This window comes from Microbacterium sp. ZW CA_36 (assembly GCF_044987475.1).
Lineage (GTDB): Bacteria > Actinomycetota > Actinomycetes > Actinomycetales > Microbacteriaceae > Microbacterium.
This window is the reverse complement of the sequence record NZ_JBJDRL010000010.1, coordinates 20,268-44,035: the sequence shown is the minus strand read 5'-3', so window position 1 is coordinate 44,035 and position 23,768 is coordinate 20,268. Positions and strand designations below refer to the sequence as shown.

Here is a 23,768-nt window from a genome sequence, read left to right as displayed (position 1 = left end):
ACGAAACCTCGCGTCAAGAGTCGCGATTCTTTCGCTACGATCAAGGAATGCCCCCCACCTCCCTGGAACTGTCGACCCTGGGCCACCGCATCCGCCATCAGCGTCTGGCCCACGGCTACACCCTGGATGAGCTCGGAGCCCTGGTCGGCGTCGCCGGAAGCCAGCTCAGCCTCATCGAGAACGGCAAGCGCGAGCCGAAGCTCTCGCTCCTCCAGGCGATCGCCACCGCCACCGGCGTCGATGTGGCCGAGCTCCTGTCGACCGAGCCGCCGAACCGGCGGGCGGCGCTCGAGATCGAGCTCGAGCGCGCGCAGACCAGCTCGGTCTTCCGCCAGCTGGGCGTGCCGCCGATCAAGGTGTCGAAGGGCATGAGCGACGACACGCTCGAGTCGGTCCTGGGCCTGCACCGCGAGCTGCAGCGCCGGGAGCGCGAGGCCATCGCCACCCCCGAGGAGGCGCGTCGCGCCAACACCGAGCTGCGTCTCATGATGCGCGCGCGCGACAACTACCTGCCCGAGATCGAGAAGCTCGCCGAGAAGCAGCTCAAGTCTGCCGGGCACGTCTCGGGCGCGCTCACCCACCGCACCGTCAGCATCATGGCCGAGAAGCTCGGCTTCGAGCTCATCTACGTCAACGACCTGCCGCACTCGACCCGCTCGGTGACGGACCTCGAGCACGGCCGCATCTACCTGCCCCCGGCATCCATCCCCGGCGGTCATGGCCTGCGATCGATGGCGCTGCAGGCGATGGCCCACCGCCTGCTCGGGCACAAGCGCCCGACCGACTACGCCGACTTCCTGCAGCAGCGGCTCGAGATCAACTACTACGCGGCGTGCTGCCTCATGCCCGAGACCGCGTCGGTCGCGTTCCTCCAGCAGGCCAAGAAGGACCGCAACCTCGCGGTCGAGGACTTCCGCGACGCGTTCGGTGTGACCCACGAGGCGGCGGGCATGCGCCTGACCAACCTCGCGACCCACCACCTGGGGATCAAGCTGCACTTCCTCCGCGTCGACGGCTCGGGAGCCATCTCACGCGTCTACGAGAACGACGACCTGCCCCTGCCGATGGACGTCACCGGCGCCGTCGACGGGCAGATCGCCTGCCGCAGGTTCTCGGCGCGCGCCGCGTTCTCGGAGCAGAACCGCACGACCGAGCACTACCAGTACACCGACACCCCCGCGGGCACCTACTGGTGCTCGACGCAGACCGGCAGCACCTCGGCGGGCGAGTTCTCGATCACCGTCGGAGTGCCCTTCGACGACGCGCGGTGGTTCCGCGGACGCGAGACGCAGAAGCGCGCCACCTCCACCTGCCCCGACGAGTCGTGCTGTCGACGCGTCGCCTCCGACGTCTCGGAGCGCTGGTCGGGCAAGGCATGGCCGAGCGCGCGCGTGCACATGCAGATGTTCTCGCCGCTCCCCCGTGGCGCGTTCCCCGGCGTCGACGACAACGAGGTCTACGACTTCCTCGACCGCCACGCCTGACGGGAACCCGGTCCCTGAGCCTGTCGAAGGGCGCTAGGCGGTGATGAAGTCGCGGTAGCGGTCGAGCGCGGCCGCGACTTCCTCGTCGGTCGACAGCTCGGCGGTGAACAGCTCGGGGATCGGATCGTCGGCGTGGCGTCCGACGGCGACCGAGTGGGTCCAGACACCCACGATCTGGCCGCGGGCCACGATGATCGGCCGCACGATCCCGTTCATGCTCGGACCGATGGCGGTCAGGAACTCCGGCGCGCACGGGACCGTGCGATCGGCGTACGAGATGTAGTACTCCTCGAACGGCGGGAGCGCGACGACCTGGGGCGCGGTCGGCACGAGCCGGGGTCGCTTGCCCGCGACGATGTACTGCGGCTCGGGTTCGTCGCCCACGACGACCAGGCGATCGGATGCCGCCTCCGCCGCGCTGCGGGCGGTCCCGAGCGGCAGCGACGACCACCACGCGAAGTCCCGGGCGCCTGCCGGCCCGTGCGAGGCGATGAAGCGGAAGAAGTACTCTGCGAGCGGATCCGCCGGCGTCGCCGGCTCGCGCACCCACTCGTCGACGAGCACGAGGGACTGCTCGCGGGTCGGACCGCTCTCGCGGGGCACGACAGGTCCCTGGCACACCACTCCGCGCAGCGACAGCGCGACGAGCAGATGGTAGCCGCGCTGCTTGGCGGTCGAGACACCCGCGAGCTCGAGCACCTCGAAGAGCTCCTTGCGCGTCAGGCGGTTGCCGCCGCCGAGGGCGGCGCGCACGGCCGCCTCGGCCCGGTCGAGCTCCGGCCCGTCGATGCCCTCCGCGCGGTGGACGGCCGCCGCCTGCCGACGCTGCCGCTCCCCCGTGATGGACAGCACCCACGCGAGGTCTTCGGCGGGGATGACGTGGATCGTCCCCCGCATGGTCCACGACCGCACGATCTCGCCGCGGTCGAACGCCGCATCCACGTCGCGGATCGTGGTCCGGCCGCTCGTGCGGGCCGCCAGCGCCCAGCGCCCGCCCCAGAACTCCTGGCCCTGCGTCGCCAGCATGTGGCGCGCTGCGTCCGCGACGCTCCGCGCGGGAGCGCTCAGCCGATGGGACCGGAGCCGTTCGTCGCGCGTGGTCGAGGCTGCGTCCATCCGCCCATCATGGCGCAGGCCGCGGACGTGCGGTGTCCGCGATCGGGTGGTCAGCGCTGATGTGCGTCGTCGTAGGCCGCTCGGGATTCCTCGATGCTCGACTGGTTCTCGATCGCCCAGTCGGCGAGCGCCCTGGCGTGCTGGATGAGGGTGCCGCCGAGCTCGGTGAGCTCGTACTCGACGCGCGGCGGCACCTCGGCGTGGACGGTGCGGGTGATGAGCCCGTCCCGCTCGAGCTGGCGAAGCGTGAGCGTCAGCATGCGCTGCGAGATGCCCGGGATGTGGCGCTGGAGCTCGGTGAACCGCAGACGCTCGCCGCGCAGGGTGCCGATGACGAGCAGCGACCACTTGTCGCCGATGCGGTCGAGCACATCGCGGATCGCGCGCCCGTGATCCGTGCCGGACGGGTCACCCTCGCACGAACGCTCGTACCCGGTGAGCGCGGGCGTACCCGCGACCTCGACGGTGAGTGCCTTCGCCATCCGATGTCACCTACTTACATCCGTGTGCCTTTTGTACGCGTCTTTCGAGTGACGCATCATGGGGTTGCTTACAAACAGTAACAGACCCCACGATCTCTCCCTGGAGCACCCATGACCATCGCCCTCTGGATCCTCAACGGCCTGCTCGCGCTCGCGTTCATCGCGGCCGGTTCGATGAAGATCGCCCGTCCGAAGCCCGCCCTGGTCGCGAGCGGCATGACCTGGGCCGACGACTTCGCCGACCCGACCGTCAAGCTCATCGGCGCCGCCGAACTCATCGGCGGCCTCGGCCTGATCCTCCCGCTGCTCACGGGCATCGCGCCGATCCTCACCCCGATCGCCGCCGCGGCGCTCACCATCGTCATGGTCGGCGCAATCGTCGTCCACGCCCGTCGCAAGGAGAACGCGACGCCGTCGATCGTCCTCGCCGTGCTCTCGGCAGCCAGTGCGGTGCTGGGCTTCCTCGTCGTGCTCTGATCCCCGATGACATGCGGGAGAGCGGATGCGCGGCTCGCGGCATCCGCTCTCCTCGCTCTGAATATGCGCCCAGCTCAGCCGAGTCGGCCGAAGGTGGCATCGATGTCGGCCATCTCCATCGCCGCCGTCGCTTCGATGAGCGCGATGAGGTCCTGGTCGGCGCCGGGAGAGAACTCCTCGGGCCGCTCCGGCGCGATCTCGATGGGCACGCCCTCGGGCGCTTGCTCGCTGGCGTCGAGGTTCGTGTCGTCTCCGGACGGCGACATGCCTTGGAAGATCTTTCCGGCCTGCGACTGGTCCCCGAGGTCGAAGGAGAACTGCTTGCTCTGAAGGCCCAGGTCGAGGAGCCGCTTCACCTCGGGGAAGCGCTCGGCGTTGGTCTTGGGGATCGGAAGGGTGCTCCTCCAGTTGACGCCCAGCGTTTCGAGGGCCTTGGCGTAGGCGTTCTCGTGCGCCTGGTCCCGCACGATCAGGTACGAGATCGTGGATCGCGCGGTCTTGTTGTCAGTCATCTCGTACAGCCGGCATTTCTGCAGGCGACCGGTGGATTCGAGCATGAGGTTGTAGAGCAGATCAAGGACGAGGTTGCCCGAGTTGTAGACATAGCTGCCGCTCCACGGGTATCCGACCGCGTCCACCGGCAGCGCGCCCTGAGCGCCGACCAGATAGTGGTGGATGTTGCCGTGGTCCAGCGCGATGCTCAGCGGGGTCGCGCCGCCCGCACCCGGTAGGTCGAGCGGGTCCCCCTTCTGACCCTGGTATGCAGGAGAGCCGTCGAGCAGCCGCGCGATCGTCGTGCCGATCAACTCGACGTGACTGATCTCCTCGGTGCCGATGCCCTGGATGAGGTCCTTGTAGGGCTTCGCGCTGGTTCCGCGAAAGTTGATGCTCTGGAACAGGTATTGCATCATCGTGCGCATCTCGCCGAACTGACCACCCAGACCCTCCTGCAGCGCGTTCGCCGCGGCGGGATCCGGCTCGTCCTGCTCGATGGGGTTGATCAGATTCTGGAGGTGGAAGTACATGAGGTTCCTTTCCGACGTGGACGTGGCCTCTACGTTGTGGTCCTGATCCGACGTCGGCACCGGGATGGACACGGCTGGCGACGGCGCGTACTATCGCGCGGCCTCCCTTCCGACCTTCGAGGAGCGCGTTAGCCAGGGCGCGCGGGAGCGCCGAGCCGGCGCGGTCGATCAGGCTCGGAACGGCATCGATGGCAGCCGTGGACTCCACGGCGACGGGTGCAGGTCAGTCGTGGGTGTCGGTCCAGGCCGCGATGTCGACGCCGTGGTTGTCGGGCGATGCGAGCGACCACCACGCGGGCGCGTGCGAGTCGTCGACCAGTCTGCCGCCGGCGGCGAGCGCTGCATCCACCCGCGCGCGGGCCTGGTCGGCCGGCACGAAGACGTCGAAGTGCGTCCGGCCCCTCGCCGGAGTGTCGCCGCTGATCGGGTTGAAGGCGAGCTGCGGCCCGCAGCGAAGCGGGTCGACGGCATCCGTGTCTCCGAAGGCCTCGTAGCCCAGCGCGGCGGTGAAGAACGGTCGCACATCGGCCTGGGAGTGCTGGGCGACGTAGATGCCGATCGACTGCGCGAGCGAGGGATCGGGCGTCAGCTGCAGCTCGGCGGCGGCTCGGGAGACGGCAGCGGCGAACTCCACGGCGGCCGCGGGGGTCCCCTCCGGGCCGCGGTGAGGGATGCGCACGACGACACCCTCGGGACGCACGTCGACGTCGGGCAGTACCCCGAATCGCTCGGCGGCCGTGATGACCGGGGCGAGGAGCCCCGCCGCGTGGGACAGCGATGTCGAGGTGAAGACGGCCTGGGGGCCTCTGCCTGTGACGCGCCAGTCCGAGACCCCCGGCGCTCGGTGGAACTCGGCCGGGGTGATCCAGCCCGATCCGCTCGTCGACTCGCCCATGGGAGCTCCTTCGCTTGTCTGCGCCCAGGGTAGTCGGAGGCCTGGACACACGGGACGGCTCAGCGGCGTCCGATCTTCACGCCCCACGCGCCGAAGCGAACAGAGAGATGAGCGGATGCCCCTCCCCGGGCATCCGCTCATCTCGTGTCTTCGATTCAGGCGGGGTCAGAACGGGTTGGGTGTGAGGGTGTACTTCGTCTGCAGGTACTCGTGGATGCCCTCGGCGCCGCCCTCGCGGCCCAGGCCCGACATCTTCCAGCCGCCGAACGGCGCGGCGGCGTTGGAGACGACGCCCATGTTCAGGCCCATCATGCCGGTCTCGAGGCGCTCGATCATGCGCTGCCCGCGGGCGAGGCTCTCGGTGAAGACGTACGAGACGAGACCGTACTCGGTGTCGTTCGCGAGGCGCACGGCGTCGTCCTCGGTGTCGAACGGGATGATGGCGAGCACCGGTCCGAAGATCTCCTCGCGGAGGATGTCGGACCCCGGCTGCACGTCGGTGACGACGGTCGGCTCGTAGAACGTCCCCGGCCCGTCGATCTCGTTGCCGCCGGTGGCGACCTTCGCGCCGCGCGAGACGGCATCCTGCACCAGCTGCGACGCCTTGGCGACCGCACGGTCATCGATCAGCGGGCCGATGGTCACGCCCTCCTCAGTGCCGCGGCCGACCGTGAAGCCGTTCACCCGCTCGGTCACGCGGCGCGCGAACTCGTCGGCGACCGAGCGGTGCACGATGAACCGGTTCGCCGCGGTGCACGCCTGGCCGATGTTGCGGAACTTCGCAAGCATCGCGCCGTCCACCGCCTTGTCGAGATCGGCGTCGTCGAAGACCACGAACGGCGCGTTGCCGCCGAGCTCCATCGACGTGCGAAGCACGCCCTGGGCGGCCTGCTCGAGCAGCCGCTGACCGACCTGCGTCGACCCGGTGAACGACAGCTTGCGCAGGCGCGGATCGCGGATGATCGGCTCCGACACGGCGCCCGAGGTCGACGTGGTGAACACGTTGACGACGCCCTTGGGCAGGCCCGCGTCCTCGAGCAGCTTCGCGAAGAACAGCGTGGTCAGCGGCGTGAGCTCGGCGGGCTTGATCACCACGGTGCAGCCCGCGGCCAGGGCCGGCGCGATCTTGCGGGTCGCCATCGCGAGCGGGAAGTTCCACGGCGTGATCAGGAAGCACGGACCCACCGGATGCTGCGACACGATCATGCGACCGGTGCCCTCGGGGTTCGCGCCGTAGCGGCCCTGCACCCGGGCCGTCTCCTCGCTGAACCAGCGCAGGAACTCGCCGCCATACGCGACCTCGCCGCGCGCCTCCGCCAACGGCTTGCCCATCTCGATCGTCATCAGCAGCGCGAAGTCCTCCTTGCGCTCCTGCAGCAGATCGAACGCACGACGCAGGATCTCGGCACGCTCGCGCGCCGGCGTCGCCGCCCACCCGGGGAACGCCTCGACCGCCGCATCGAGCGCGGCCTTGCCGTCCTCGGGCGACGCGTTGGCGATCTCCTTCACGACCTCGCCGTTGGCGGGGTCGTAGACCTTCAGCGTCTTGTCGCCGGATGCCGCGCGCCACTGCCCGCCGATGAACAGCCCGTCGGGCACGGACGCCAGCAGCTCGGACTCACGGGTTTCGGTGATCGTCGTGGTCACGGGGACTCCCTTGTCGTTTCACGGACGCCGCGTATTCACGGCATCCGTTCTGTCGATGTCTACCGGGCCAATTCTGCCCGCCGCCGCCGCAGCGGCCGATATACGCGATGTACAGCTCTGTGTGTTGTTTCGCCGCCGCGGACGCACTCAGCCGGCGACGGTCGCCGGCTCGTGCTGGGGCAGGAACACCTGGGCGAAGAAGGCGGCGAGCTCGTCGGTCGCCTGGAGCGGGAGCACGGCGGCGACGTACTGGTCGGGGCGGACCACGATGACGACGCCGTCGCGCGAGAGCCCGCGCTCCTCGAAGATGTCGTCGGTGGTCCAGGCGCTGGGCGCCGCCGCGTAGACCTTCTCCCAGTCGATGAGTCCGAGCGGTCCCGTCCGCGGCAGGAACAGCTCGGGTACCCGTGAGATGTCGACGTCGTCGAAGCGCTGCTGGTAGACGACCTTCACGTCGAAGACGGCGTCGATGTCGGCGCCCTCCGGCGTGAAGCGGTGCACGGGCGACTGCGGCGACGCCATGAACTCCGCCCAGTCCGAGAGAACGGATGCCTCCCCCGCCGCCGGGGCGTCGGCGAAGGCATACACGCGCCAGCGACCGTCGGCCCTGGCGTGGTGACCGAGATGCACGGCGTTGCCGTCGCACACCCGGACGACCTCGACGGACTTGAAGCGCTTGCCCAGCGGGAAGCCCTCGGCGAGCTGCTGGTGCGCGGCATCCGTCACGATCATCGACGGGCCGTACTGCGTCATGAACCCGGAGGGGAACTCGGCGGTGCCGAGGTAGAACGTGGCGAGTTCCTGCGGGTCGGAGATCTCCTCGGGCTTGCGCGCCATGAGCGCCGACCACTCGCGGTCGAAATCGATGAGCTGCTGCGCGACGGGCTGACGCTCGGCCGAGTACGTCGAGAGCAGGGAGGCAGGACTGAGGCCGGTGAGGACATGCCCGAGCTTCCAGCCGAGGTTGAAGCCGTCCTGCATCGAGACGTTCATGCCCTGTCCGGCCTTGGCGCTGTGCGTGTGGCAGGCGTCGCCGGTGAGGAACACGCGCGGGTCGTGGCCCTGGTCGACGTCGACGTCGTCGAACTTGTCGGTGACGCGATGGCCCACTTCGTACACGCTGTGCCACGCGACCTGCTTCACGTCGATCGTGTACGGATGGAGGATCTCGTTGGCGCGGCGGATGATCTCCTCGATCGGCGTCTGACGCACGCGGTGGTCGTCGTCGCTGGCCACCTCGCCCAGATCGATGTACATGCGGCTGAGGTAGCCGCCTTCGCGCGGTATGTGGAGGATGTTGCCGGCCTCGGAGTTGATCGCGCACTTGGTGCGCCAGTCCGGGAAGTCCGTGTTGACGAGGACGTCCATGACACCCCACGCGTGTGCCGCGAACGCTCCGACGTGCGAGCGGCCGATCGCCTCGCGCACCCCGCTGCGCGCGCCGTCGGAGCCGACGACGTACTTGGCGCGCACGGTGCGCTCCTCGCCGGCGTGCTCACCCGCGGCGTACTTCACGCGCACCTCGACCGGGTGCGCGTCGGCGCCCTCGCCTGCGTTGTCGTGCACGGTGAGGCCGACGAACTCGATGCCGTAGTCGGGGACGATGCGGCCGGGGCCGAGGGCTGCGGCCTCGGCGAAGTAGTCGAGCACGCGCGCCTGGTTCACGATGAGATGCGGGAACTCGCTGATCTTGAAGGCGTAGTCCTCGGTGCGCGCGGTGCGGATGATGTTGCGCGGGTTCTCGGGGTCGGGGCCCCAGAAGTTCATGTAGGCGATGTTGTACGCCTCGGCGACGATGCGCTCGGCGAATCCGAACGCCTGGAACGTCTCGACGCTGCGCGGCTGGATGCCGTCGGCCTGGCCGAGCACCAGGCGTCCCTCGCGGCGCTCGATGATGCGGGTCGTGACGCCGGGGAACTGCGACATCTGGGCGGCGAGCAGCATGCCGGCGGGGCCGGATCCGACGATCAGCACGTCCACCTCGTCCGGCAGTGCGGCGGGGCGATCGACGCCGGTGCCGGCGGCATCCTGCACCCGCGGGTCGGCCGAGACGTAGCCGTGGTGGTGGAACTGCATCGGTGTCCTCCTCGGACGACGGTGTCGAGGGCTTGTGGCCTGGGAGCTTGTACTGAGGATCGCCGTGTTCTATATTCGAACACGCCGTTCTACTATTGAACAGATCGTATACGACCCGCGTCGACGCGGCAAGACCGCCGTGCGACGAGACAGCGAGCCCCGTGTCCCCTGCCACCTCCACCGCTCCCGCCTCGCAGACCCTGAGCCGCGGCATCCGGATCCTCGAAGTGCTCGCCGAGGCGCGCGGGCCGCTGTCGATCGACGAGATCGCCCAGCGGCTCGACGTGCACCGCTCGGTCGCCTACCGGCTGCTGCGCACGCTCGAGGATCACGGGCTGGTCGAGCGGGATCCCGCCGGCCGCGTCGAGCTCGGTGCGCGGATGGCCGCCCTCGCCGCGGGCGTGGCGCACGACCTGCAGGCAGAGGCCCTCCCCGAGCTCACCGCGGTCGCGGGCGACCTGGGCGTGACCTGCTTCCTCGCCGTGCTCGACCACGACGAGTGCGTGACGCTCTCGAGCGTCGAGCCGCGGCACGCCGTGAACCCCGTCGCGCAGCGGCCGGGCACACGGCATCCGACCACGCGCGGCGCGCCGGGCAAGGCGATCCTGTCGCTGCTGCCCGAGCCGTCGTGGCCGGGCGATGTGTCGGCAGCGCTGGCGGCGGAGGTGCGGGATGCCGCCGCCCGCGGCTTCGCGACCAGCCACGACGAGGTCATCCCGAGCCTGCGCGCCGTCGCGGTACCGCTCGCCGTGCGCGGACGCGGACCGGCGGCGATCGCCGTCGTGTTCGTGGCCAGCGCGCACAGCGACGACGAGATCGCGGCCCGGCTGACTGAGTCGGCGACCGCGATCCGCGACGCGCTCGGCGGCTGATCCCGGGGATGCGGTCCAGGTTTCGCAGGTTCGGGATGCCCGGAACCTGCGTTTCCTGGACGGCAGGTTCCTCGAAGCCGCGGGTTCGGCTACGCCGTCGTGGGGTACTCGGTGACCAGGCGGATGTTGTGCTCGGCGACGCGCTGCGGCACGCCGGCGAACGCCTCGGCGCGCCCTTCGGATGCCAGGTACTCCTTTTCGAGGGCGAGGAACGCCTCCGCGTCACCGGGGGCGCTGACCGCCCACACGAACTCGTTCGTCTCGGGCAGGCCGTAGGCGAACTCGATGGCGAAACCGGCGGCGGGCCGCACCTTCGGCATCCACTCGTTCCACCAGGCGACGAAGGCGTCGTACTCCCCGTCGACGAGCGTGTACCGGCGCAGCTGGATCGTCTTCATGACTCCCATCTTGGCGGAAGACCTATACTCGACACGTCCGGCGGCATCGACGCCCGCCTGTGCTCGAAAAATGGGCACGCAGCGCGCACGCGCGAGACACATACGGCCTCATCATCCGTTCCGTCTCGAAAGGCACCGCCGTCCCCGCCCCCCCCGCCATGAGCACCGTCTCGGCCCACGTCGCCCTCACCCTCGCCCGTCACATCGACCACGTCTTCGGCGTCATGGGCAACGGCAACGCCTACTTCCTCGACGCGCTGGAGCGCTCCACCGAGGTGCACTTCACCGCCGTGCGCCACGAGGCGGGCGGCGTCGTGGCCGCCGACGCCTACCACCGCGCCTCGGGCCGGCTCGCGGCGGCGACCGCGACGTACGGCGCCGGCTTCACGAACACGCTCACCGCCCTCGCCGAGGCGGTGCAGGCGCATGTTCCGCTCGTGCTCGTCGTCGGCGACGAGCCGACATCGGGTCCGCGCCCGTGGGACGTCGACCAGATCGCCCTCGCGTCGGCCGTCGGCGCGCGGACGTACACCGTCGGGCGAGCGGATGCCGCGGCCACGACGGTCATCGCGATCGAGCACGCGCTCACCTACCGTGTGCCGACGGTGCTCGCGATCCCGTACGACGTGGCGGCGCGCGACGCGGGCCCGGTGCCCGAGGCTCCTGAGCCTCGCCTGCCCGGGCCGCTGGTGCCGGCCGGACCGTTCGCAGAGAGCGCCGTCGAGCGGATCGTCGAGGCACTGGCGTCGGCCGAGCGCCCGTTCCTGCTCGCCGGTCACGGCGCCTGGATATCGGGCGCGGGTGAGGCGCTGGGTGAGGTCGCCGATGCCGTCGGCGCCATCACTGCCTCGACCGCGCTCGGCCGGTGCATCTTCCCCCGCAGCGAGTTCGACCTCGGCGTGACGGGAGGCTTCGGCGCCGAAGGCGCCATGGAGCTGGTGCGCGAGGCCGACGTGGCGGTCGTGTTCGGGGCGTCCCTCAACCAGTTCACGATGCGGTTCGGCGACCTCTTCGCGCCCGGCACGCGTGTGTTCCAGGTGGATGTGGCGCCGGCAGCCACCCACCCCCACGTGGGCGGATATGTGCGCGGGGATGCCGCGACGGTCGCGCGCGCGGTCGCGGACGGACTGCGGGGGCGGGGCGCCGGACAGAGCGGCTGGCGCGAGGCCGTGGACATCATGCCGCTTCGCGCATACGACCCCGGCGAGGGCGTGGCACCCGACGGTCGGCTCGACCCCCGATCGGTCGCGACCCGGATCGGCGAGCTGCTGCCCGAGGACCGCGTGGTCGTGTCGGACGGCGGGCACTTCATCGGCTGGGCGAACATGTACTGGCCGGTCGCCTCCCCCGATCGGATGATCATGGTCGGGACGGCGTTCCAGTCGATCGGGCTGGGCTGGCCGTCGGTCCCCGGCGCGGCGCTCGCGAAGCCGTCGGCCACCGTCGTGCTCACGACCGGAGACGGCGGTGGGCTCATGGCCCTCGCCGACCTCGAGTCCGCGGTGCGGGTCGCGGGCGGGCGCGGACTCGCGGTCGTCTGGAACGATGCCGCGTACGGCGCCGAAGTGAACCTCTACGGGCTCAAGGGCCTCGCGCAGGAGCCCATGCTCATCCCCGAGGTGGACTTCGCGGCCCTCGCAGCGGGCGTCGGCGCCGAGGGCGTGGTCGTGCGCGGCCTCGACGATCTGGAGCGCCTGGCGACGTGGGTCGCCGAGCCCGCGGCATCCCGCCCGTTCCTGGTGCTGGACTGCCGCATCTCGGGCACGGTCGTGGCGCCGTACCAGCGCGAGATCATCCGCGTGAACTCCTGAGCGCTGCTCCCGCGGGCGGAGAGCGGATGCCTCCTGCCGCCGCGTCGTGCACCGGCCACCGGCCACCGCCGCTCAGCGCAGGTCGTAGTCCGGCAGACCGGCGTCCGTGGCGAACGCGTCGGTGATCCACAGCATCATCCGATACATCAGCGCGTTGCGGAACGACCAGTCGCGCATGCGTATGCGCCACGTCGACGTCGGTGCCAGGAAGGGCCCCGCGTCACCCGTCCGCGCGATCTTCGTCGGCTTGCGCATCCGCCTGTCGTACGCGGCGAATGCCGTCTCGTGGTCTCCGCGTGCCGCCACCAGCTCGCCGGCGAGGACATAGGCGCCCACGATGGCGAGGCCCGTCCCGAACCCGCCGAGCGTATTCGCATAGCCGGCGTCGCCGACGAGCGCCGTGCGTCCGCGTGTGAACGTCGACATGCGCGTACGGGTCAGAGCGTCGAGGTAGAAGTCGGATGCCGTGGCCACTGCCTCGAGCGCCGCGGGAACGCGCCAGCCGACGCCGGCGTAGGCGTCCGTCAGGAAGCGCCGCTGCGAGGACGTGTCGCGCCGGTCGTAGTCCGGCCGCGCGGCGCGGAAGACGAAGAGGTTCGGCGCCTTCTGCCCGCCGAGGAGAGCAAGGCGCCCGGGCGTGCTGTAGCCGTACGCCACTGAGCGGCCATCGGGAAGCCGCGTCTCGAGGCCGTCGAGCGGCTCCTCACCGCTCGCGACGGCGTAGTAACAGCCGAGCGGCTCGACGAAGTCCTCCTCCGGGCCGAAGGCCAGCCGTCGCACCGCCGAGTGCACGCCATCTGCGCCGATCACCAGGTCGAAGCGCCGAGCGGCGCGCCCGGCGAATGCGACATCGACTCCGGTCGCGGTCTCGGTCATCGCGACGATCTCGTCGCCGAAGATGTACTCCGCGTCGCCGACCGAGTCGCGGTGCAGGATTCCGGTGAGGTCGCCCCGCAGGATCTCGAGATCGCCGCCGATGAACTCCCCCGGCACGACGGCACTGACGCGGTCCTCGGCATCCACCATCCGCCAGTCCGTCCTCGCGGTCTGCGCGGCCTGCACGTCGGCGAGCACCCCCATGCGCGTCAGCACGTCACGATGGGTGCGGCCCTTGAAGTCGACCGCCTGACCGCCGGGGCGCACGGCCGGCGCCTTCTCGACGACGGTGACGTCGAATCCGTTGCGGCCGAGCCAGCGGGCAAGGGCGGGTCCGGCGATGCTCGCTCCCGAGATGAGCACTGTCCTGTTGGTCATGTCTCTTTCCTGACTCCTGATTAATTGCGTCCTTTAGACACAGTATCTATTCGCGTACGCTGGACGCAATACTCGAAGGAGGTCGGCATGGCATCCCCTGAGGACGGCGTCGCGGCATCCGTGCAGCTCCTGTGGCACGAGCCAGCCGTGGGCAGGCGCGGCCCGCGACCGAAATTCACGATCGACGCGATCGTGGCCGCGGCGACGGCGATCGCCGACGAGGACGGACTCGATGCCGTCACGATGCAGCGCGTCGCGGAACGGCTCGGAACCGCCAAGATGGCGCTGTACCGCTACGTTCCGGGACGCACCGAGCTCGACGCGGTGCTCCTCGACCGGTCCCTCGGCGGGCCGCCCGCATCATCGGACGCTGATTGGCGCGCCGCGCTGACGGCGTGGACGCTGGCCTTGCATGAGCGCGCCGTTGCGCACCCCTGGGCGGTCACGCTCGCCCAGCGTCCTCACGTTCCCGGTCCGGGAGAGCTGGCGTGGTACGAGCGGGGGCTGGAGGCGATGAGCGAGCTGCCGCTCGGCGGCGGTGAGCGACTCGACCTGCTGGCGCTCCTGGCCGGCCATGCGCAGTCGATGGTGCGGCAGCAGGCGGAAGGACCCCATCCCGAGCAGAATCTCGCCGCCCAGCTGGGGCCGGTGCTGGCGGCGCGTTCCGCCGACTATCCGCGCACGTCGGCCGCCTTCGCCGACGCCGCGCGCGACGGCGACCGCGACGCAGCGCTGCATTTCGGCATCGAGCGCCTGCTGGCGGGGGTCGCGGCGCTCATCGCCGAGCGGACGAGCTCCGACGTCGCGTGATCCTTCGACGTCGCGTGATCCTTCGACCCCGCGGCTCGGGTGTCACGACACGCGGCATTCCACCGAGCGAACCCACGCAACGCGACCCCCGATTCCCCCATCCCGCCGCTCGGGTGTCACAACACGCGGCATCCCACCGAGCGAACCCACGCAACGCGACCCCCTGGACGCCGGATCGTGAGGGTCACTCACCGCGGAAGTCGGGGCGGCGCTTCTGCTGGAAGGCCTGGAACCCCTCGCGGTAGTCGGCGGTGGTGCGCAGCGCCTCTTGCCCGCGTGCTTCTTCGGAGACTGCATCCCACAGGCGCTCACCCCGCAGACGCGCGATGAGGCGCTTCGACGCCACGAAGGCGGCGGTGGGGCCGGATGCCGCGACCGACGCCCGCTGCTGCGTGAAGTCGAACACCTCCTCGACCGGCATGGCGCGGCTGAAGAGTCCGGCCGCGACGGCCTCGGCGCCGCTCATGAGCTCGCCGGTATAGATCAGGTCGAGCGCGCGATGCGCTCCGAGCCGCTCGTAGAGGAGCGCGTGACCGCCCGAGTCGAGCATCGCGCCGAGGCTCGCGAAGGGCGATCCGATCTTGGCGTCGTCGGCGACGTAGACGACGTCGGTCGCGATGGCGAGTCCCAGCCCCACTCCGAGGCATGCGCCGTGCACAGCCGCGAACGTCGGAGCGGGGAACGCCGCGATCCGCCGCATGAGCGTCTCGACGCCCGTGAGGTACTCGGGCACATCGTCGGTCTCGGGGTCGACGCCGGCGATGTCGCGACCGGCGCAGAAGGCCCGGCCTTCGGCTCGCAGCAGTAGAGCCCGCACGCCGGCGTCTTCGGCCGCGCGGTAGGCGGCATCCATCTCTCCCAGTTCGCGCAGCGACAGGGCGTTGAGCTTCTCGGGCGCATTGAGCACGACCTCGGCCACATCGCCGACGATGGAAAGCTCGATCAACTCGTCCTCCTAGACGTCGTAGTCGACCACGACGGTGTCGGTCGTGGGATGGGACTGACAGGTGAGCACGTAACCGCGCTCGAGCTCGTCGGGCTCGAGCGCGTAGTTCTCGGTCATGGTCACCGAGCCCTGCAGCAGCCGTGCGCGGCAGGTGCCGCAGACGCCGCCGGCGCACGCGAACGGCACGTCCGGGCGCACGCGCAGCGCCGCGTTGAGGATGGACTCGTGCGCGGCCACCGGGCTGTCGACGGCCTGCGACTGGCCGTCGAGGGTGAACTCGATGCGACGCACCGGTTCATCCTCGGCGACCACCACCGGGCGGCCGGCCGCGGGCTCGGCCCGCTCCCCCTCGCCGGTCGTGAACAGCTCGTAGCGCACGTGCGCGGGGTCGACGCCGATGTCGGCGAGCGTGTCGCGGCAGAGCTGGACGAGCTCGAACGGCCCGCAGAGGAACCACTCGTCGACGGTATCGGGCAGCACGAGCTCCTCGAGGATGCGCCGCAGGCGCGGCTCGTCGATGCGGCCCGACAGCAGTGGTGCGGTGCGCTGCTCGCGCGACAGCACATGGTGCAGGGCGAGCCGCGTCGGGTAGCGATCCTTGAGGTCCGAGAGCTCGTCCAGGAACATCACGTCGAGGCTCGAGCGGTTCGTATAGACGAGGGTGAACTGCGAGGTGTCGGACCGCGCGAGCACCGTCGCGGCGAGCGCCATCAACGGCGTGATGCCCGACCCTGCCGCGATGCCGGCGACGTGCGCGCCGTCGAGGTCGGCGAGCTTCGAGGTGAAGGTGCCCTGCGGGCTCATCACGTCGATCTCGTCGCCCGCGTGCAGCTCGGTCTGCGCCCACGTCGAGAAGCGTCCGCCGAGATCGCGCTTGATCGCGACGCTGATCGTGCGCGGACCGTCGCCCCCGCCGCCCGCATCCTCCGCTCGGCACAGCGAGTACGAGCGGCGCAGTTCGTGGCCGTCGAGGATCGTGCGCAGCGCCACGTGCTGTCCCGCCAGGTAGTCGAACTCGCCGCGCACCTCTTCCGGGATCGCGAACGTCACCTCGACCGAGGCGTCGGTGAGCGGCCTGACGGCGGCCACCCGCAGTGTGTGGAAGCGCGCACGGTGCCGGCTGCCACGCGGACCGCCCACCGCGGTCGTGAGCAGCGTCTCGGCGATGCGCTGGTTCTCCCCCGCCGAGACCCCGTGGTTCGACCCGGGCGGATGGTCTCGATCCATCAGTGCACCTTGAAGTGGTCGAAGGGCTCGAGGCAGGCGCGGCACTCGTACAGCGCCTTGCACGAGGTGGAGCCGAATCGGGCGATCTCGCGGGTGTCGAGCGAACCGCAGCGGGGGCACCGTACCGACAGCGCCAGGCGGATCGGGCCGGTGGCCCCGGCACGCCCGGTCGGCGGCGCGATGCCGTAGTCGACGAGCTTGCGCTTGCCGGCATCCGTCATCCAGTCCGTCGTCCAGGCGGGTGCGAGCACGAGCCGCACGTCGACGTCGTCGAATCCGGCCGCGGTCAGCGCAAGCACGACGTCGTCGCGGATCGCGTCCATCGCCGGGCATCCCGAGTACGTCGGCGTGATCGTCACCGTGGCGTGTGCGCCGTCGACCACGACGTCACGGAGCACCCCGAGATCCTCGATGGTGAGCACCGGCAGTTCGGGATCCGGAACGGATGCCGCCACCGCCCACGCGCGCGCCCTGAGACCAGCGGCATCCTCGGCTCCCCCTGTCTGAGCCTCCACGCGTACCGTGCGCAGGATCGCCACGGCCGGTGCCGATGCGGACCCGCGGGATTCCGCGGATGTGCGCGCCGCCGAGCCCGCCGATCCTGCAAACGGTACGGGGCGGGCGGGGGAAGCTGCGGAGCCGGTCACCATGTCACCCCCGGATGCTGCCGGGCGAGCACCTGCATCTCGGCGAGGAGGTACCCCAGGGTCGAGAAGTGCGAACCGTGGCGACCGCCCGCCGACGACATCGGTGCGGACGGGAGCTCGAGCTGCGCGTCCGCGAACACCGCGGCGATGACGGCGTCGAACGCCGGCTGCAGGGTCGACGGCCGTACCGCGACGTCGTCGAGCCGGTCGATGAGCGGCTCGTCGCGGAAGAGCTCGCCGACGTACGGCCAGACGTCGCCCACCGCGCGGATCATGCGGCGGCGGGACTCGTCGGTACCGCCGGCCAGGCGCAGCGTCCACTGCACGGCGTGGTCGCGGTGGTATTCGACCTCCTTGACCGCCTTGGCCGCGATCGCGGCGAGCGTCTCATCGGACGAGTTCTGCAGCGCGGTGTATAGCTCGAAGAGGTAGACGGATGCCGCCAGCTGGCGAGCCATCGTCTGCGCGAAGTCTCCGTTGGGCTGCTGGAACAGCCAGGCGCAGCGGAACTCCGGTTCTTCGCGCCAGTACGCGAGGTCGTCCTCGGTGCGGTCGTCGTAGGTGCCCGCGTAGCGCAGGAACGAGCGCGCGTGTCCGAGCAGGTCGAGCGCGATGTTGGCGAGTGCCACGTCCTCTTCGAGTTCGGGGGCTCGTGCGATCCACACGCCGAGCTGCTGCGAGAGGATCAGCGCGTCGTCGCCCAGCCAGAGCGCGTACTCGGCGACGTCAGGCGTGGCGGCGCGGCCCTCACCCCCCGCGAGCTCGGCCGACAGCTCCACGCGCTCGACGGTCACCTCGCCGTGCGCGTCGGCTCGGAGATCGGGTCGCGACGTTTCGCCTCCCTCGTTCCTCGGTCGCTCAACGCCCGGCGGTGTTGCGGTCGTCGAGCGAGCCTGCGAGTCGAAACGCGGAGACGAAACTCCCCGGCCGTCGGGATGCACGTGGATCACAGGTGCGGCACCCCCTCGGACGCCGTGTAGTACGTGGCGTGGCGGTAGTTCTTGCCGGCGGGGCTCTCGAAGAACGCGCCCTTGGAGTCGGGGTCGCTCGTCGTGATCGCATCGGCGGGAACCACCCAGATCGACGTGCCCTCGCTCCGGCGCGTGTAGACATCGCGGGCATTGCGCAGCGCGAAGTCGGCGTCGGGTGCGTGCAGTGAGCCCGCGTGCACGTGGCTGAGGCCGCGTCCGGCGCGGACGAACACCTCCCACAGCGGCCATGACTCGCGCGGCGAGGCGCCTGACGTCGTCATCGCGCCACCTCGTTCCCGTTCGTTCCTCGCTCGCTCAACGACCGGATGCCGGCCTGCTTGCGCGCGTACTCGGCGGCCGCCTCGCGCACCCAGGCGCCGTCCTCGTGCGCGGTCCGGCGGTGCCGGATGCGCTCGACGTTCATCGGCCCGCGGCCGGCGAGCACCTCGTGGAACTCCGTCCAGTCGATCTCGCTCGTGTGCCAGCGGTCCGCCTTCTCGTCCCACCGCAGCTCGGGGTCGGGGAGCGTCACGCCCAGCACCTCGGCCTGGGGCACCAGCATCCCGATGAACCGCTGCCGCAGGTCGTCGTTCGAGAACCGCTTGATCTTCCACGCCATGGACTGCGCCGAGTTGGGCGACTCGTCGTCGGGGGGCCCGAACATCATGAGCGAGGGCCAGTACCAGCGGTCGACGGCATCCTGCGCCATCTGCCGCTGCGCGGGCGTTCCCTGCATGAGCGTCAGCAGGATCTCGAATCCCTGCCGCTGGTGGAACGACTCCTCCTTGCAGATGCGCACCATCGCCCGGCCGTACGGGCCGTACGAGGCACGGCACAGCGGCACCTGATTGCAGATCGCGGCGCCGTCGACGAGCCAGCCGATCGCCCCCATGTCGGCCCAGGTCGGCGTCGGGTAGTTGAAGATCGACGAATAGCGCGCACGGCCCTCGATGAGCTGCTCGGTCATCTCGTCCCGCGTGATGCCGAGGGTCTGCGCGGCGGAGTACAGGTACAGCCCGTGACCGGCTTCGTCCTGCACCTTGGCCATCAGGATCGCCTTGCGCTTGAGGCTCGGCGCCCGGGTGATCCAGTTGCCCTCGGGCTGCATGCCGATGATCTCGGAGTGCGCGTGCTGCGAGATCTGCCGGATCAGGGTCTTGCGATACGCGGCCGGCATCCAGTCGCGAGGCTCGATGCGCGAATCCGCCTCGATGATCGCGTCGAAGGCCGCCTGCTCGGCAGCCTCGTCGATCAGCACATCGGTCGTCATCATCGACTCCGTTTCCGGTTCGTGAGCCTGTCCTCCGCGGCTCCTGAGCCTGTCGAAGGATTACAGACCGTTCGTTCAGTAAGTCTAACCCAGGACGGATGCCGCGGCCACCGTCAGCCGGCGGCGCCGGGGCGGTCGGAGCCCGACGGCCGCGTGGTGAAGGAGCGCCCGCGGAATTCCGCCACGACATCCCCGGTCTCGTCGGTCACCGTCACGTCGTACAGCCCGCTGCGGCCGGCGAGCGCGCGGCGGCGCGCGTGGGCGGTCAGCGTCTGCCCGGCGCGCGTCGCCTTGAGGAACGAGATGTCGGCGCCGGCCGCCACCGTGATGTCGGCATCCGCGCCCTCTTCACCCGTGGCCACGGCGTTGCACGCCATCGCGAACGCCGTGTCGGCGAGCGCGAACACCATTCCGCCGTGCGTGATCGCGAAGCCGTTCGTCATGTCGTCGCGCACGCGCATCGACACGATGGCTTCGCCCGGCACGTCGCGCTCGACCACCATGCCCAGCGCCGCCGATGCGCGGTCACGCTGCAGCATGCTCCGTTCCCCGGCGAAGTGGTCGGCAGGCTCGCTCACGCTCCGACCTCTGCCGGTACGGGATCTCCGGTTGCCGCCGCCTCCGCGGTCTTGGCGACCAGCGTGAGCACGTCGTAGGTCGCGACGATCTCGTCGCGCTGGTTGAGGATGACGGCGTCCCACCGCACCTCGCCGTAGTCGTCGGTCTCGCGCGGGGTGATCTGCTTCGCGGTCAGCACGACACGGATCTCGTCGTCGGGTGACACCGGCGTCATGAAGCGCAGGTTCTCGAGCCCGTAGTTCGCCAGCACCGGACCGGGATCCGGGTCCACGAAGAGCCCGGCCGCCCACGACACGAGCAGGTAGCCGTGCGCCACGCGACCGGGGAAGAACGGGTTGGCGGCCGCCGCCTCCTCATCCATGTGGGCGTAGAAGCGGTCGCCCGTGAAGTTCGCGAACGTCTCGATGTCGTCGAGGGTCACCGCGCGCGACGGCGACGCGAGCTGGTCGCCGATGGCCAGCTCGGCGAGCGACTTGCGGAACGGGTGGCGGTCGGAGCGGGATGCCGCGCCCTGGTGCCAGACGCCGGTGAGCGCCGTCAGCATCTCAGGCGAGCCCTGCACCGCGGTGCGCTGCATGTGGTGCAGCACCGCACGGATGCCGCCGAGCTCCTCCCCTCCGCCGGCGCGGCCCGGTCCGCCGTGGACGAGGTGCGGCACGGGCGCTCCGTGACCCGTGGAGGTGCGGGCGTCGTCCCGGTCGAGGAACAGCAGTCGCCCGTTGTACGCGGCGGTGCGCGCGAGGAGGGTCGCCGCCACGCCGGGGTCGGACGTCGCGATGCTCGTGACGAGCGATCCGCCGCCACGACCGACGAGGTCGGCGGCCTCCTCCACTGTCCGGTACGCGAGCACGCTCGCCACCGGGCCGAACGCCTCGACGTCGTGGACCGCGTCGGGCAGCGCGGCCGCCTCACCGTCGAACCCGATCAGGATCGGGCCGACGAACGCGCCGTCCGGGGCAGGCCCCGTGGAGCCGTCCGCGCGCGTGACGTCGGGCGCGTCCGTCGTTCCCAGCACGATCCGCCCGCCGGCGGCCTCGAGCGCGTCGACGGCGCGCAGCACCTCGTCGCGCTGCGCAAGGGAGACGAGCGGTCCCATCGTGACGGACTCCGCGTGGGGATCGCCCACGACGACGCGCTCGGCGATCTTCTGCCGCAGCGCCTCGACGAGCGGGGCGACCGCGACGGACGGGACGATGGCGCGGCGGATCGCGGTGCACTTCTGACCGGCCTTCGTCGTCAGCTCGACCAGGAGCTGCTTGACGTACGCGTCGAACTCCGGCGTACCCGGCACCGCGTCGGGCCCGAGCACCGACGCATTGATCGAGTCGGTCTCGCTCGTGAACCGCAGCCCCGGCGCGGCCTGCGCGCGCAGCCGCTCGGCCGTCGACGCGCTGCCGGTGAAGCCGACGAGGTCGCCCAGCCCGAGGTGGTGGAACAGGCCGGGCACCGCGCCGCTCACCAGCTGCAGCGACCCGGCGGGCAGGAGTCCGGTCTCGACGAGGATGCGCACCCACGCCTCGGCGACGTACGCGGTCGGCGACGCGGGCTTCACGATCGTCGGCACGCCGGCGAGGAAGGCCGGGGCGAACTTCTCGAGCGCACCCCACATCGGGAAGTTGAAGGCGTTGATCTGCACGGCGACGCCCGGCAGCCGCGTGTAGACGTGGCGGCCGAGGAACGAGCCGTCCTTCGACAGCGACTCGACCGGGCCGTCCAGGTACACCTGCGCGTTGGGCAGCTCACGGCGCCCCTTCGAGGAATACGTGAACAGCACGCCGATGCCGCCGTCGATGTCGTTGAGCGAGTCGCGCACCGTGGCGCCGGCGCGCTTCGACAGCTCGTAGAGCTCCTCCTTGCGCGCGGTCAGAGCGATGCCGAATTGCTTGAGCAGCAGCGCCCGCTGGTGGAACGTCAGCGCGCCGAGACCCGCCTGCCCGACCGTGCGGGCATGGGCGATCGCGCCCGCGAGATCGACGCCCTGCGTGCTCAGATACGTGACGACCTCACCCGTCGACGAATCGAGCACCGGGGTCGCGTCGTCGCCGGTGTCGGGACTCCACCACTCGTCGCGGAGATAGCTGGGAAGGATGCCGGTCGGGGACGGCTCGATGGCGCCCGGTCGCTCGACGGTCCCTGTCTGCTCGATCATCGCTGTTCACTCCATTCGTAGAAGCCGCGGCCGCTCTTGCGGCCGAGATGTCCCTCGGCGACGAGGCGCCGCAGCAGCAGCGGCGGCTCGAACCGCTCCCCCAGCCGTCGGTGCAGCTCTTCGGCGATCCCGAGCCGCACGTCGAGGCCGACGAGGTCGGTCGTGCGCAGCGGCCCGACCGGATGCCGGTAGCCGAGCTCCATCGCCGCGTCGATGTCGGTGGCCGAGGCGACGCCCTCCTCGAGCATCCGGATGGCCTCCAGGCCCAGCGCGACGCCGAGGCGGCTCGACGCGAAGCCCGGGCTGTCGCGTACGACGATCGGCGTCTTGCCGAGAGCCTCGATCCACGTCCTCGCCTCGTCGACGAGTTCCGGCTCGGTGGCGGCCCCGGTCACGACCTCCACGAGCTGCGACGCGGGCACGGGGTTGAAGAAGTGCAGCCCGAGAAAGCGCTCCGGCCGGGCCAGCACCGACGCGAGGTCGTCGATGGAGATCGACGACGTGTTGGTGGCGAGCGCGGCATCGGGCGAGAGAACGTGCTCCGCGCGCGTGAGGGCCGCGACCTTCGCGTCGCGCTCCTCCGGCACCGCCTCGACCACCAGCCGGCAGCCGGCGAGAGCTGCAGCATCCGTCGCCGTCCTGATCGCCGAGGCGAGCGCGTCGACGTCGCGGTCGGTTGCGCCGCGCTCGACGCTGCGCCGCACCGTGTCGAGCAGGCGAGCGGATGCCGCAGCCGCCGCCTCGGCGTCACGCTCGACCACGACGACCTCGGCGCCGGCGAGGACGAACGCGTGCGCGATGCCCGCGCCCATGCGGCCGCCGCCGATCACGCCGACGCGCTCCGGCACGCTCATCGCTTGCGGCTCTCGAGGAACGCGGCCATGCGCCGCTCCTTCTCGGGGCTCTCGAAGAGCTTCGCCTGCAGTTCGAGCTCGATCTCGGGGTGCGCGGTGCGCGGCGCCCGCAGGGCGGTCTTCGTGTAGCGCGTCGCGAGCGGATCGTTGCGCGCGATGCGGTCGGCGATCGCGTGGGCGGCCGCGAGCAGATCGGCCGGCTCGTACAGCGACGACACGAGTCCCCAGGCGACGGCGGTGCCGGCATCCAGTATCCGTCCGGTCAGCAGCATCTCGGCTGCCCGCGCTTCGCCGACGATCTCGGGCAGGCGCCACGTGGCACCCGCGGCGGCGATGATGCCGAGGCCGGTCTCGGGGTTGCCGATCTGGAGTGCGGGCGTGCCGATGCGGATGTCGGCCGCGTAGGCGAGCTCGGCCCCACCGCCCAGCGCGTAGCCGTCGATCGCGGCGATCACCGGCATCGGGAGGCTGCGCACCCGCTGGAACGCGCGGGTGTTGATGCCGCGGCGGGCGTCGGCGGCGCGGCGCTCGCGCAGCTGTGCGATGTCGGCTCCCGAGGCGAACACGCCGTCGGAGCCGGTCAGGATCAGGGTGCGGGGTTCGCGCTCCAGCTCGCCGCAGAGCTCGTGCAGCCGGTCGATCATGTCCTGATCGATGGCGTTGCGCACCTCGGGTCGCGTCAGCGTGGCGACGACGCGGTCCGCGCGGCGCTGGATCTGCAGCGGCCCTGCACTCGACGCTGGCATCGGCATCCTCTCGATCCGCTCCATCGCGGTCG

At 70.7% G+C, this 23,768-nt stretch carries 23 protein-coding genes; 5 read left to right on the top strand and 18 right to left on the bottom strand.

What is annotated here, in order from left to right; translation table 11 throughout:
• Window positions 1-47 precede the first annotated feature (47 nt).
• A complete protein-coding gene (locus tag ACI3KX_RS06890; protein WP_363357945.1) occupies window positions 48-1,484 on the top strand; it encodes a helix-turn-helix domain-containing protein in 1,437 nt (478 codons plus the stop codon).
• Window positions 1,485-1,517: 33 nt separating this feature from the next.
• Here the strand turns inward: ACI3KX_RS06890 and ACI3KX_RS06885 are convergent, their stop codons facing one another.
• Window positions 1,518-2,600 carry a winged helix DNA-binding domain-containing protein gene (locus ACI3KX_RS06885; RefSeq protein ID WP_404909001.1) on the bottom strand — a complete coding sequence of 361 codons (1,083 nt, stop codon included), beginning with the start codon at window positions 2,598-2,600 and terminating at the stop codon, window positions 1,518-1,520.
• 50 nt (window positions 2,601-2,650) lie between these two features.
• Window positions 2,651-3,082 carry a helix-turn-helix domain-containing protein gene (locus ACI3KX_RS06880; protein WP_363357947.1) on the bottom strand — a complete coding sequence of 144 codons (432 nt, stop codon included), beginning with the start codon at window positions 3,080-3,082 and terminating at the stop codon, window positions 2,651-2,653.
• 111 nt (window positions 3,083-3,193) lie between these two features.
• Here ACI3KX_RS06880 and ACI3KX_RS06875 point away from each other — a divergent pair, with 111 nt between their 5' ends.
• On the top strand, window positions 3,194-3,559 hold the full coding sequence (locus ACI3KX_RS06875; protein ID WP_363357948.1) for a DoxX family protein: 366 nt from the start codon (window positions 3,194-3,196) through the stop codon (window positions 3,557-3,559).
• A gap of 74 nt (window positions 3,560-3,633) precedes the next feature.
• Here the strand turns inward: ACI3KX_RS06875 and ACI3KX_RS06870 are convergent, their stop codons facing one another.
• The 4 genes from ACI3KX_RS06870 to ACI3KX_RS06855 form a co-directional block, all read right to left on the bottom strand.
• Window positions 3,634-4,584, bottom strand: a complete 951-nt coding sequence (locus ACI3KX_RS06870; protein WP_404908998.1) for a manganese catalase family protein — start codon at window positions 4,582-4,584, stop codon at window positions 3,634-3,636.
• Window positions 4,585-4,807: 223 nt separating this feature from the next.
• Window positions 4,808-5,479: a VOC family protein gene (locus tag ACI3KX_RS06865; RefSeq protein WP_404908995.1), complete on the bottom strand. Its 672-nt coding sequence runs from the start codon at window positions 5,477-5,479 to the stop codon at window positions 4,808-4,810.
• A gap of 165 nt (window positions 5,480-5,644) precedes the next feature.
• Complete coding sequence (locus ACI3KX_RS06860) at window positions 5,645-7,114, bottom strand: NAD-dependent succinate-semialdehyde dehydrogenase (protein WP_404909077.1); 1,470 nt, start codon at window positions 7,112-7,114, stop codon at window positions 5,645-5,647.
• 159 nt (window positions 7,115-7,273) lie between these two features.
• Window positions 7,274-9,202, bottom strand: coding sequence for an FAD-dependent monooxygenase (locus ACI3KX_RS06855; RefSeq protein WP_404908992.1), 1,929 nt, complete (start codon window positions 9,200-9,202; stop codon window positions 7,274-7,276).
• Window positions 9,203-9,363: 161 nt separating this feature from the next.
• Here ACI3KX_RS06855 and ACI3KX_RS06850 point away from each other — a divergent pair, with 161 nt between their 5' ends.
• A complete protein-coding gene (locus ACI3KX_RS06850) occupies window positions 9,364-10,074 on the top strand; it encodes an IclR family transcriptional regulator (RefSeq protein ID WP_404908989.1) in 711 nt (236 codons plus the stop codon).
• A gap of 89 nt (window positions 10,075-10,163) precedes the next feature.
• Here ACI3KX_RS06850 and ACI3KX_RS06845 read toward each other — a convergent pair whose 3' ends face one another.
• A complete protein-coding gene (locus ACI3KX_RS06845; protein ID WP_404908986.1) occupies window positions 10,164-10,472 on the bottom strand; it encodes a hypothetical protein in 309 nt (102 codons plus the stop codon).
• A gap of 158 nt (window positions 10,473-10,630) precedes the next feature.
• Here ACI3KX_RS06845 and ACI3KX_RS06840 point away from each other — a divergent pair, with 158 nt between their 5' ends.
• Window positions 10,631-12,283 (top strand): thiamine pyrophosphate-binding protein, encoded by a 1,653-nt coding sequence (locus tag ACI3KX_RS06840; protein WP_404908983.1) that lies wholly within the window; start codon window positions 10,631-10,633, stop codon window positions 12,281-12,283.
• Between the two features lie 72 nt (window positions 12,284-12,355).
• On the opposite strand, the gene ACI3KX_RS06835 is transcribed toward ACI3KX_RS06840, so the two are convergent.
• Window positions 12,356-13,537, bottom strand: a complete 1,182-nt coding sequence (locus ACI3KX_RS06835; RefSeq protein WP_404908981.1) for an FAD-dependent monooxygenase — start codon at window positions 13,535-13,537, stop codon at window positions 12,356-12,358.
• An 87-nt stretch (window positions 13,538-13,624) separates the two neighbouring features.
• On the opposite strand from ACI3KX_RS06835, the gene ACI3KX_RS06830 reads away from it, so the two are divergent.
• Window positions 13,625-14,347 carry a TetR/AcrR family transcriptional regulator C-terminal domain-containing protein gene (locus tag ACI3KX_RS06830; protein WP_404908978.1) on the top strand — a complete coding sequence of 241 codons (723 nt, stop codon included), beginning with the start codon at window positions 13,625-13,627 and terminating at the stop codon, window positions 14,345-14,347.
• Between the two features lie 184 nt (window positions 14,348-14,531).
• Here the strand turns inward: ACI3KX_RS06830 and ACI3KX_RS06825 are convergent, their stop codons facing one another.
• From ACI3KX_RS06825 to ACI3KX_RS06780, 10 genes are all read right to left on the bottom strand, one after another.
• Window positions 14,532-15,293: an enoyl-CoA hydratase/isomerase family protein gene (locus ACI3KX_RS06825; protein ID WP_404908975.1), complete on the bottom strand. Its 762-nt coding sequence runs from the start codon at window positions 15,291-15,293 to the stop codon at window positions 14,532-14,534.
• Between the two features lie 9 nt (window positions 15,294-15,302).
• A complete protein-coding gene (gene paaE / locus ACI3KX_RS06820; protein ID WP_404908972.1) occupies window positions 15,303-16,520 on the bottom strand; it encodes a 1,2-phenylacetyl-CoA epoxidase subunit PaaE in 1,218 nt (405 codons plus the stop codon).
• Window positions 16,520-17,035, bottom strand: a complete 516-nt coding sequence (paaD, locus tag ACI3KX_RS06815; RefSeq protein ID WP_404909075.1) for a 1,2-phenylacetyl-CoA epoxidase subunit PaaD — start codon at window positions 17,033-17,035, stop codon at window positions 16,520-16,522. The genes paaE and paaD overlap by 1 nt, the downstream gene beginning before the upstream one ends.
• 128 nt (window positions 17,036-17,163) lie before the next feature.
• The gene (gene paaC / locus ACI3KX_RS06810) at window positions 17,164-17,961 is read right to left on the bottom strand and encodes a 1,2-phenylacetyl-CoA epoxidase subunit PaaC (protein ID WP_404908969.1); all 798 of its coding nucleotides are present in this window, start codon (window positions 17,959-17,961) and stop codon (window positions 17,164-17,166) included.
• 152 nt (window positions 17,962-18,113) lie between these two features.
• Window positions 18,114-18,419, bottom strand: coding sequence for a 1,2-phenylacetyl-CoA epoxidase subunit PaaB (gene paaB / locus ACI3KX_RS06805; protein ID WP_363357958.1), 306 nt, complete (start codon window positions 18,417-18,419; stop codon window positions 18,114-18,116).
• Window positions 18,416-19,408 (bottom strand): 1,2-phenylacetyl-CoA epoxidase subunit PaaA, encoded by a 993-nt coding sequence (gene paaA / locus ACI3KX_RS06800; protein ID WP_404908965.1) that lies wholly within the window; start codon window positions 19,406-19,408, stop codon window positions 18,416-18,418. The genes paaB and paaA overlap by 4 nt, the downstream gene beginning before the upstream one ends.
• 113 nt (window positions 19,409-19,521) lie before the next feature.
• Window positions 19,522-19,947 (bottom strand): hotdog fold thioesterase, encoded by a 426-nt coding sequence (locus ACI3KX_RS06795; protein ID WP_404909073.1) that lies wholly within the window; start codon window positions 19,945-19,947, stop codon window positions 19,522-19,524.
• Window positions 19,948-19,982: 35 nt separating this feature from the next.
• Window positions 19,983-22,136, bottom strand: a complete 2,154-nt coding sequence (gene paaZ, locus ACI3KX_RS06790) for a phenylacetic acid degradation bifunctional protein PaaZ (RefSeq protein WP_404908963.1) — start codon at window positions 22,134-22,136, stop codon at window positions 19,983-19,985.
• A complete protein-coding gene (locus ACI3KX_RS06785) occupies window positions 22,133-22,990 on the bottom strand; it encodes a 3-hydroxyacyl-CoA dehydrogenase family protein (RefSeq protein ID WP_404908960.1) in 858 nt (285 codons plus the stop codon). Before ACI3KX_RS06785 ends, paaZ begins: the two co-directional genes overlap by 4 nt.
• The gene (locus tag ACI3KX_RS06780; RefSeq protein ID WP_404908957.1) at window positions 22,987-23,736 is read right to left on the bottom strand and encodes an enoyl-CoA hydratase/isomerase family protein; all 750 of its coding nucleotides are present in this window, start codon (window positions 23,734-23,736) and stop codon (window positions 22,987-22,989) included. Before ACI3KX_RS06780 ends, ACI3KX_RS06785 begins: the two co-directional genes overlap by 4 nt.
• Between the last annotated feature and the right edge of the window lie 32 nt (window positions 23,737-23,768).

Excerpts from the sequence above, each read along its gene's own strand:
- paaE (WP_404908972.1), bottom strand. The coding sequence starts at position 16,520 with ATGGATCGAGACCATCCGCCCGGGTCGAACCACGGGGTCTCGGCGGGG.
- ACI3KX_RS06870 (WP_404908998.1), bottom strand. The coding sequence starts at position 4,584 with ATGTACTTCCACCTCCAGAATCTGATCAACCCCATCGAGCAGGACGAG.
- ACI3KX_RS06875 (WP_363357948.1), top strand. The coding sequence starts at position 3,194 with ATGACCATCGCCCTCTGGATCCTCAACGGCCTGCTCGCGCTCGCGTTC.
- ACI3KX_RS06830 (WP_404908978.1), top strand. The coding sequence starts at position 13,625 with ATGGCATCCCCTGAGGACGGCGTCGCGGCATCCGTGCAGCTCCTGTGG.
- ACI3KX_RS06780 (WP_404908957.1), bottom strand. The coding sequence starts at position 23,736 with ATGCCAGCGTCGAGTGCAGGGCCGCTGCAGATCCAGCGCCGCGCGGAC.
- ACI3KX_RS06795 (WP_404909073.1), bottom strand. The coding sequence starts at position 19,947 with ATGCTGCAGCGTGACCGCGCATCGGCGGCGCTGGGCATGGTGGTCGAG.
- paaA (WP_404908965.1), bottom strand. The coding sequence starts at position 19,408 with ATGACGACCGATGTGCTGATCGACGAGGCTGCCGAGCAGGCGGCCTTC.
- paaB (WP_363357958.1), bottom strand. The coding sequence starts at position 18,419 with ATGACGACGTCAGGCGCCTCGCCGCGCGAGTCATGGCCGCTGTGGGAG.
- ACI3KX_RS06865 (WP_404908995.1), bottom strand. The coding sequence starts at position 5,479 with ATGGGCGAGTCGACGAGCGGATCGGGCTGGATCACCCCGGCCGAGTTC.
- ACI3KX_RS06890 (WP_363357945.1), top strand. The coding sequence starts at position 48 with ATGCCCCCCACCTCCCTGGAACTGTCGACCCTGGGCCACCGCATCCGC.
- ACI3KX_RS06835 (WP_404908981.1), bottom strand. The coding sequence starts at position 13,537 with ATGACCAACAGGACAGTGCTCATCTCGGGAGCGAGCATCGCCGGACCC.
- ACI3KX_RS06840 (WP_404908983.1), top strand. The coding sequence starts at position 10,631 with ATGAGCACCGTCTCGGCCCACGTCGCCCTCACCCTCGCCCGTCACATC.
- ACI3KX_RS06885 (WP_404909001.1), bottom strand. The coding sequence starts at position 2,600 with ATGGACGCAGCCTCGACCACGCGCGACGAACGGCTCCGGTCCCATCGG.
- ACI3KX_RS06880 (WP_363357947.1), bottom strand. The coding sequence starts at position 3,082 with ATGGCGAAGGCACTCACCGTCGAGGTCGCGGGTACGCCCGCGCTCACC.
- paaZ (WP_404908963.1), bottom strand. The coding sequence starts at position 22,136 with ATGATCGAGCAGACAGGGACCGTCGAGCGACCGGGCGCCATCGAGCCG.
- ACI3KX_RS06855 (WP_404908992.1), bottom strand. The coding sequence starts at position 9,202 with ATGCAGTTCCACCACCACGGCTACGTCTCGGCCGACCCGCGGGTGCAG.
- ACI3KX_RS06785 (WP_404908960.1), bottom strand. The coding sequence starts at position 22,990 with ATGAGCGTGCCGGAGCGCGTCGGCGTGATCGGCGGCGGCCGCATGGGC.
- ACI3KX_RS06845 (WP_404908986.1), bottom strand. The coding sequence starts at position 10,472 with ATGAAGACGATCCAGCTGCGCCGGTACACGCTCGTCGACGGGGAGTAC.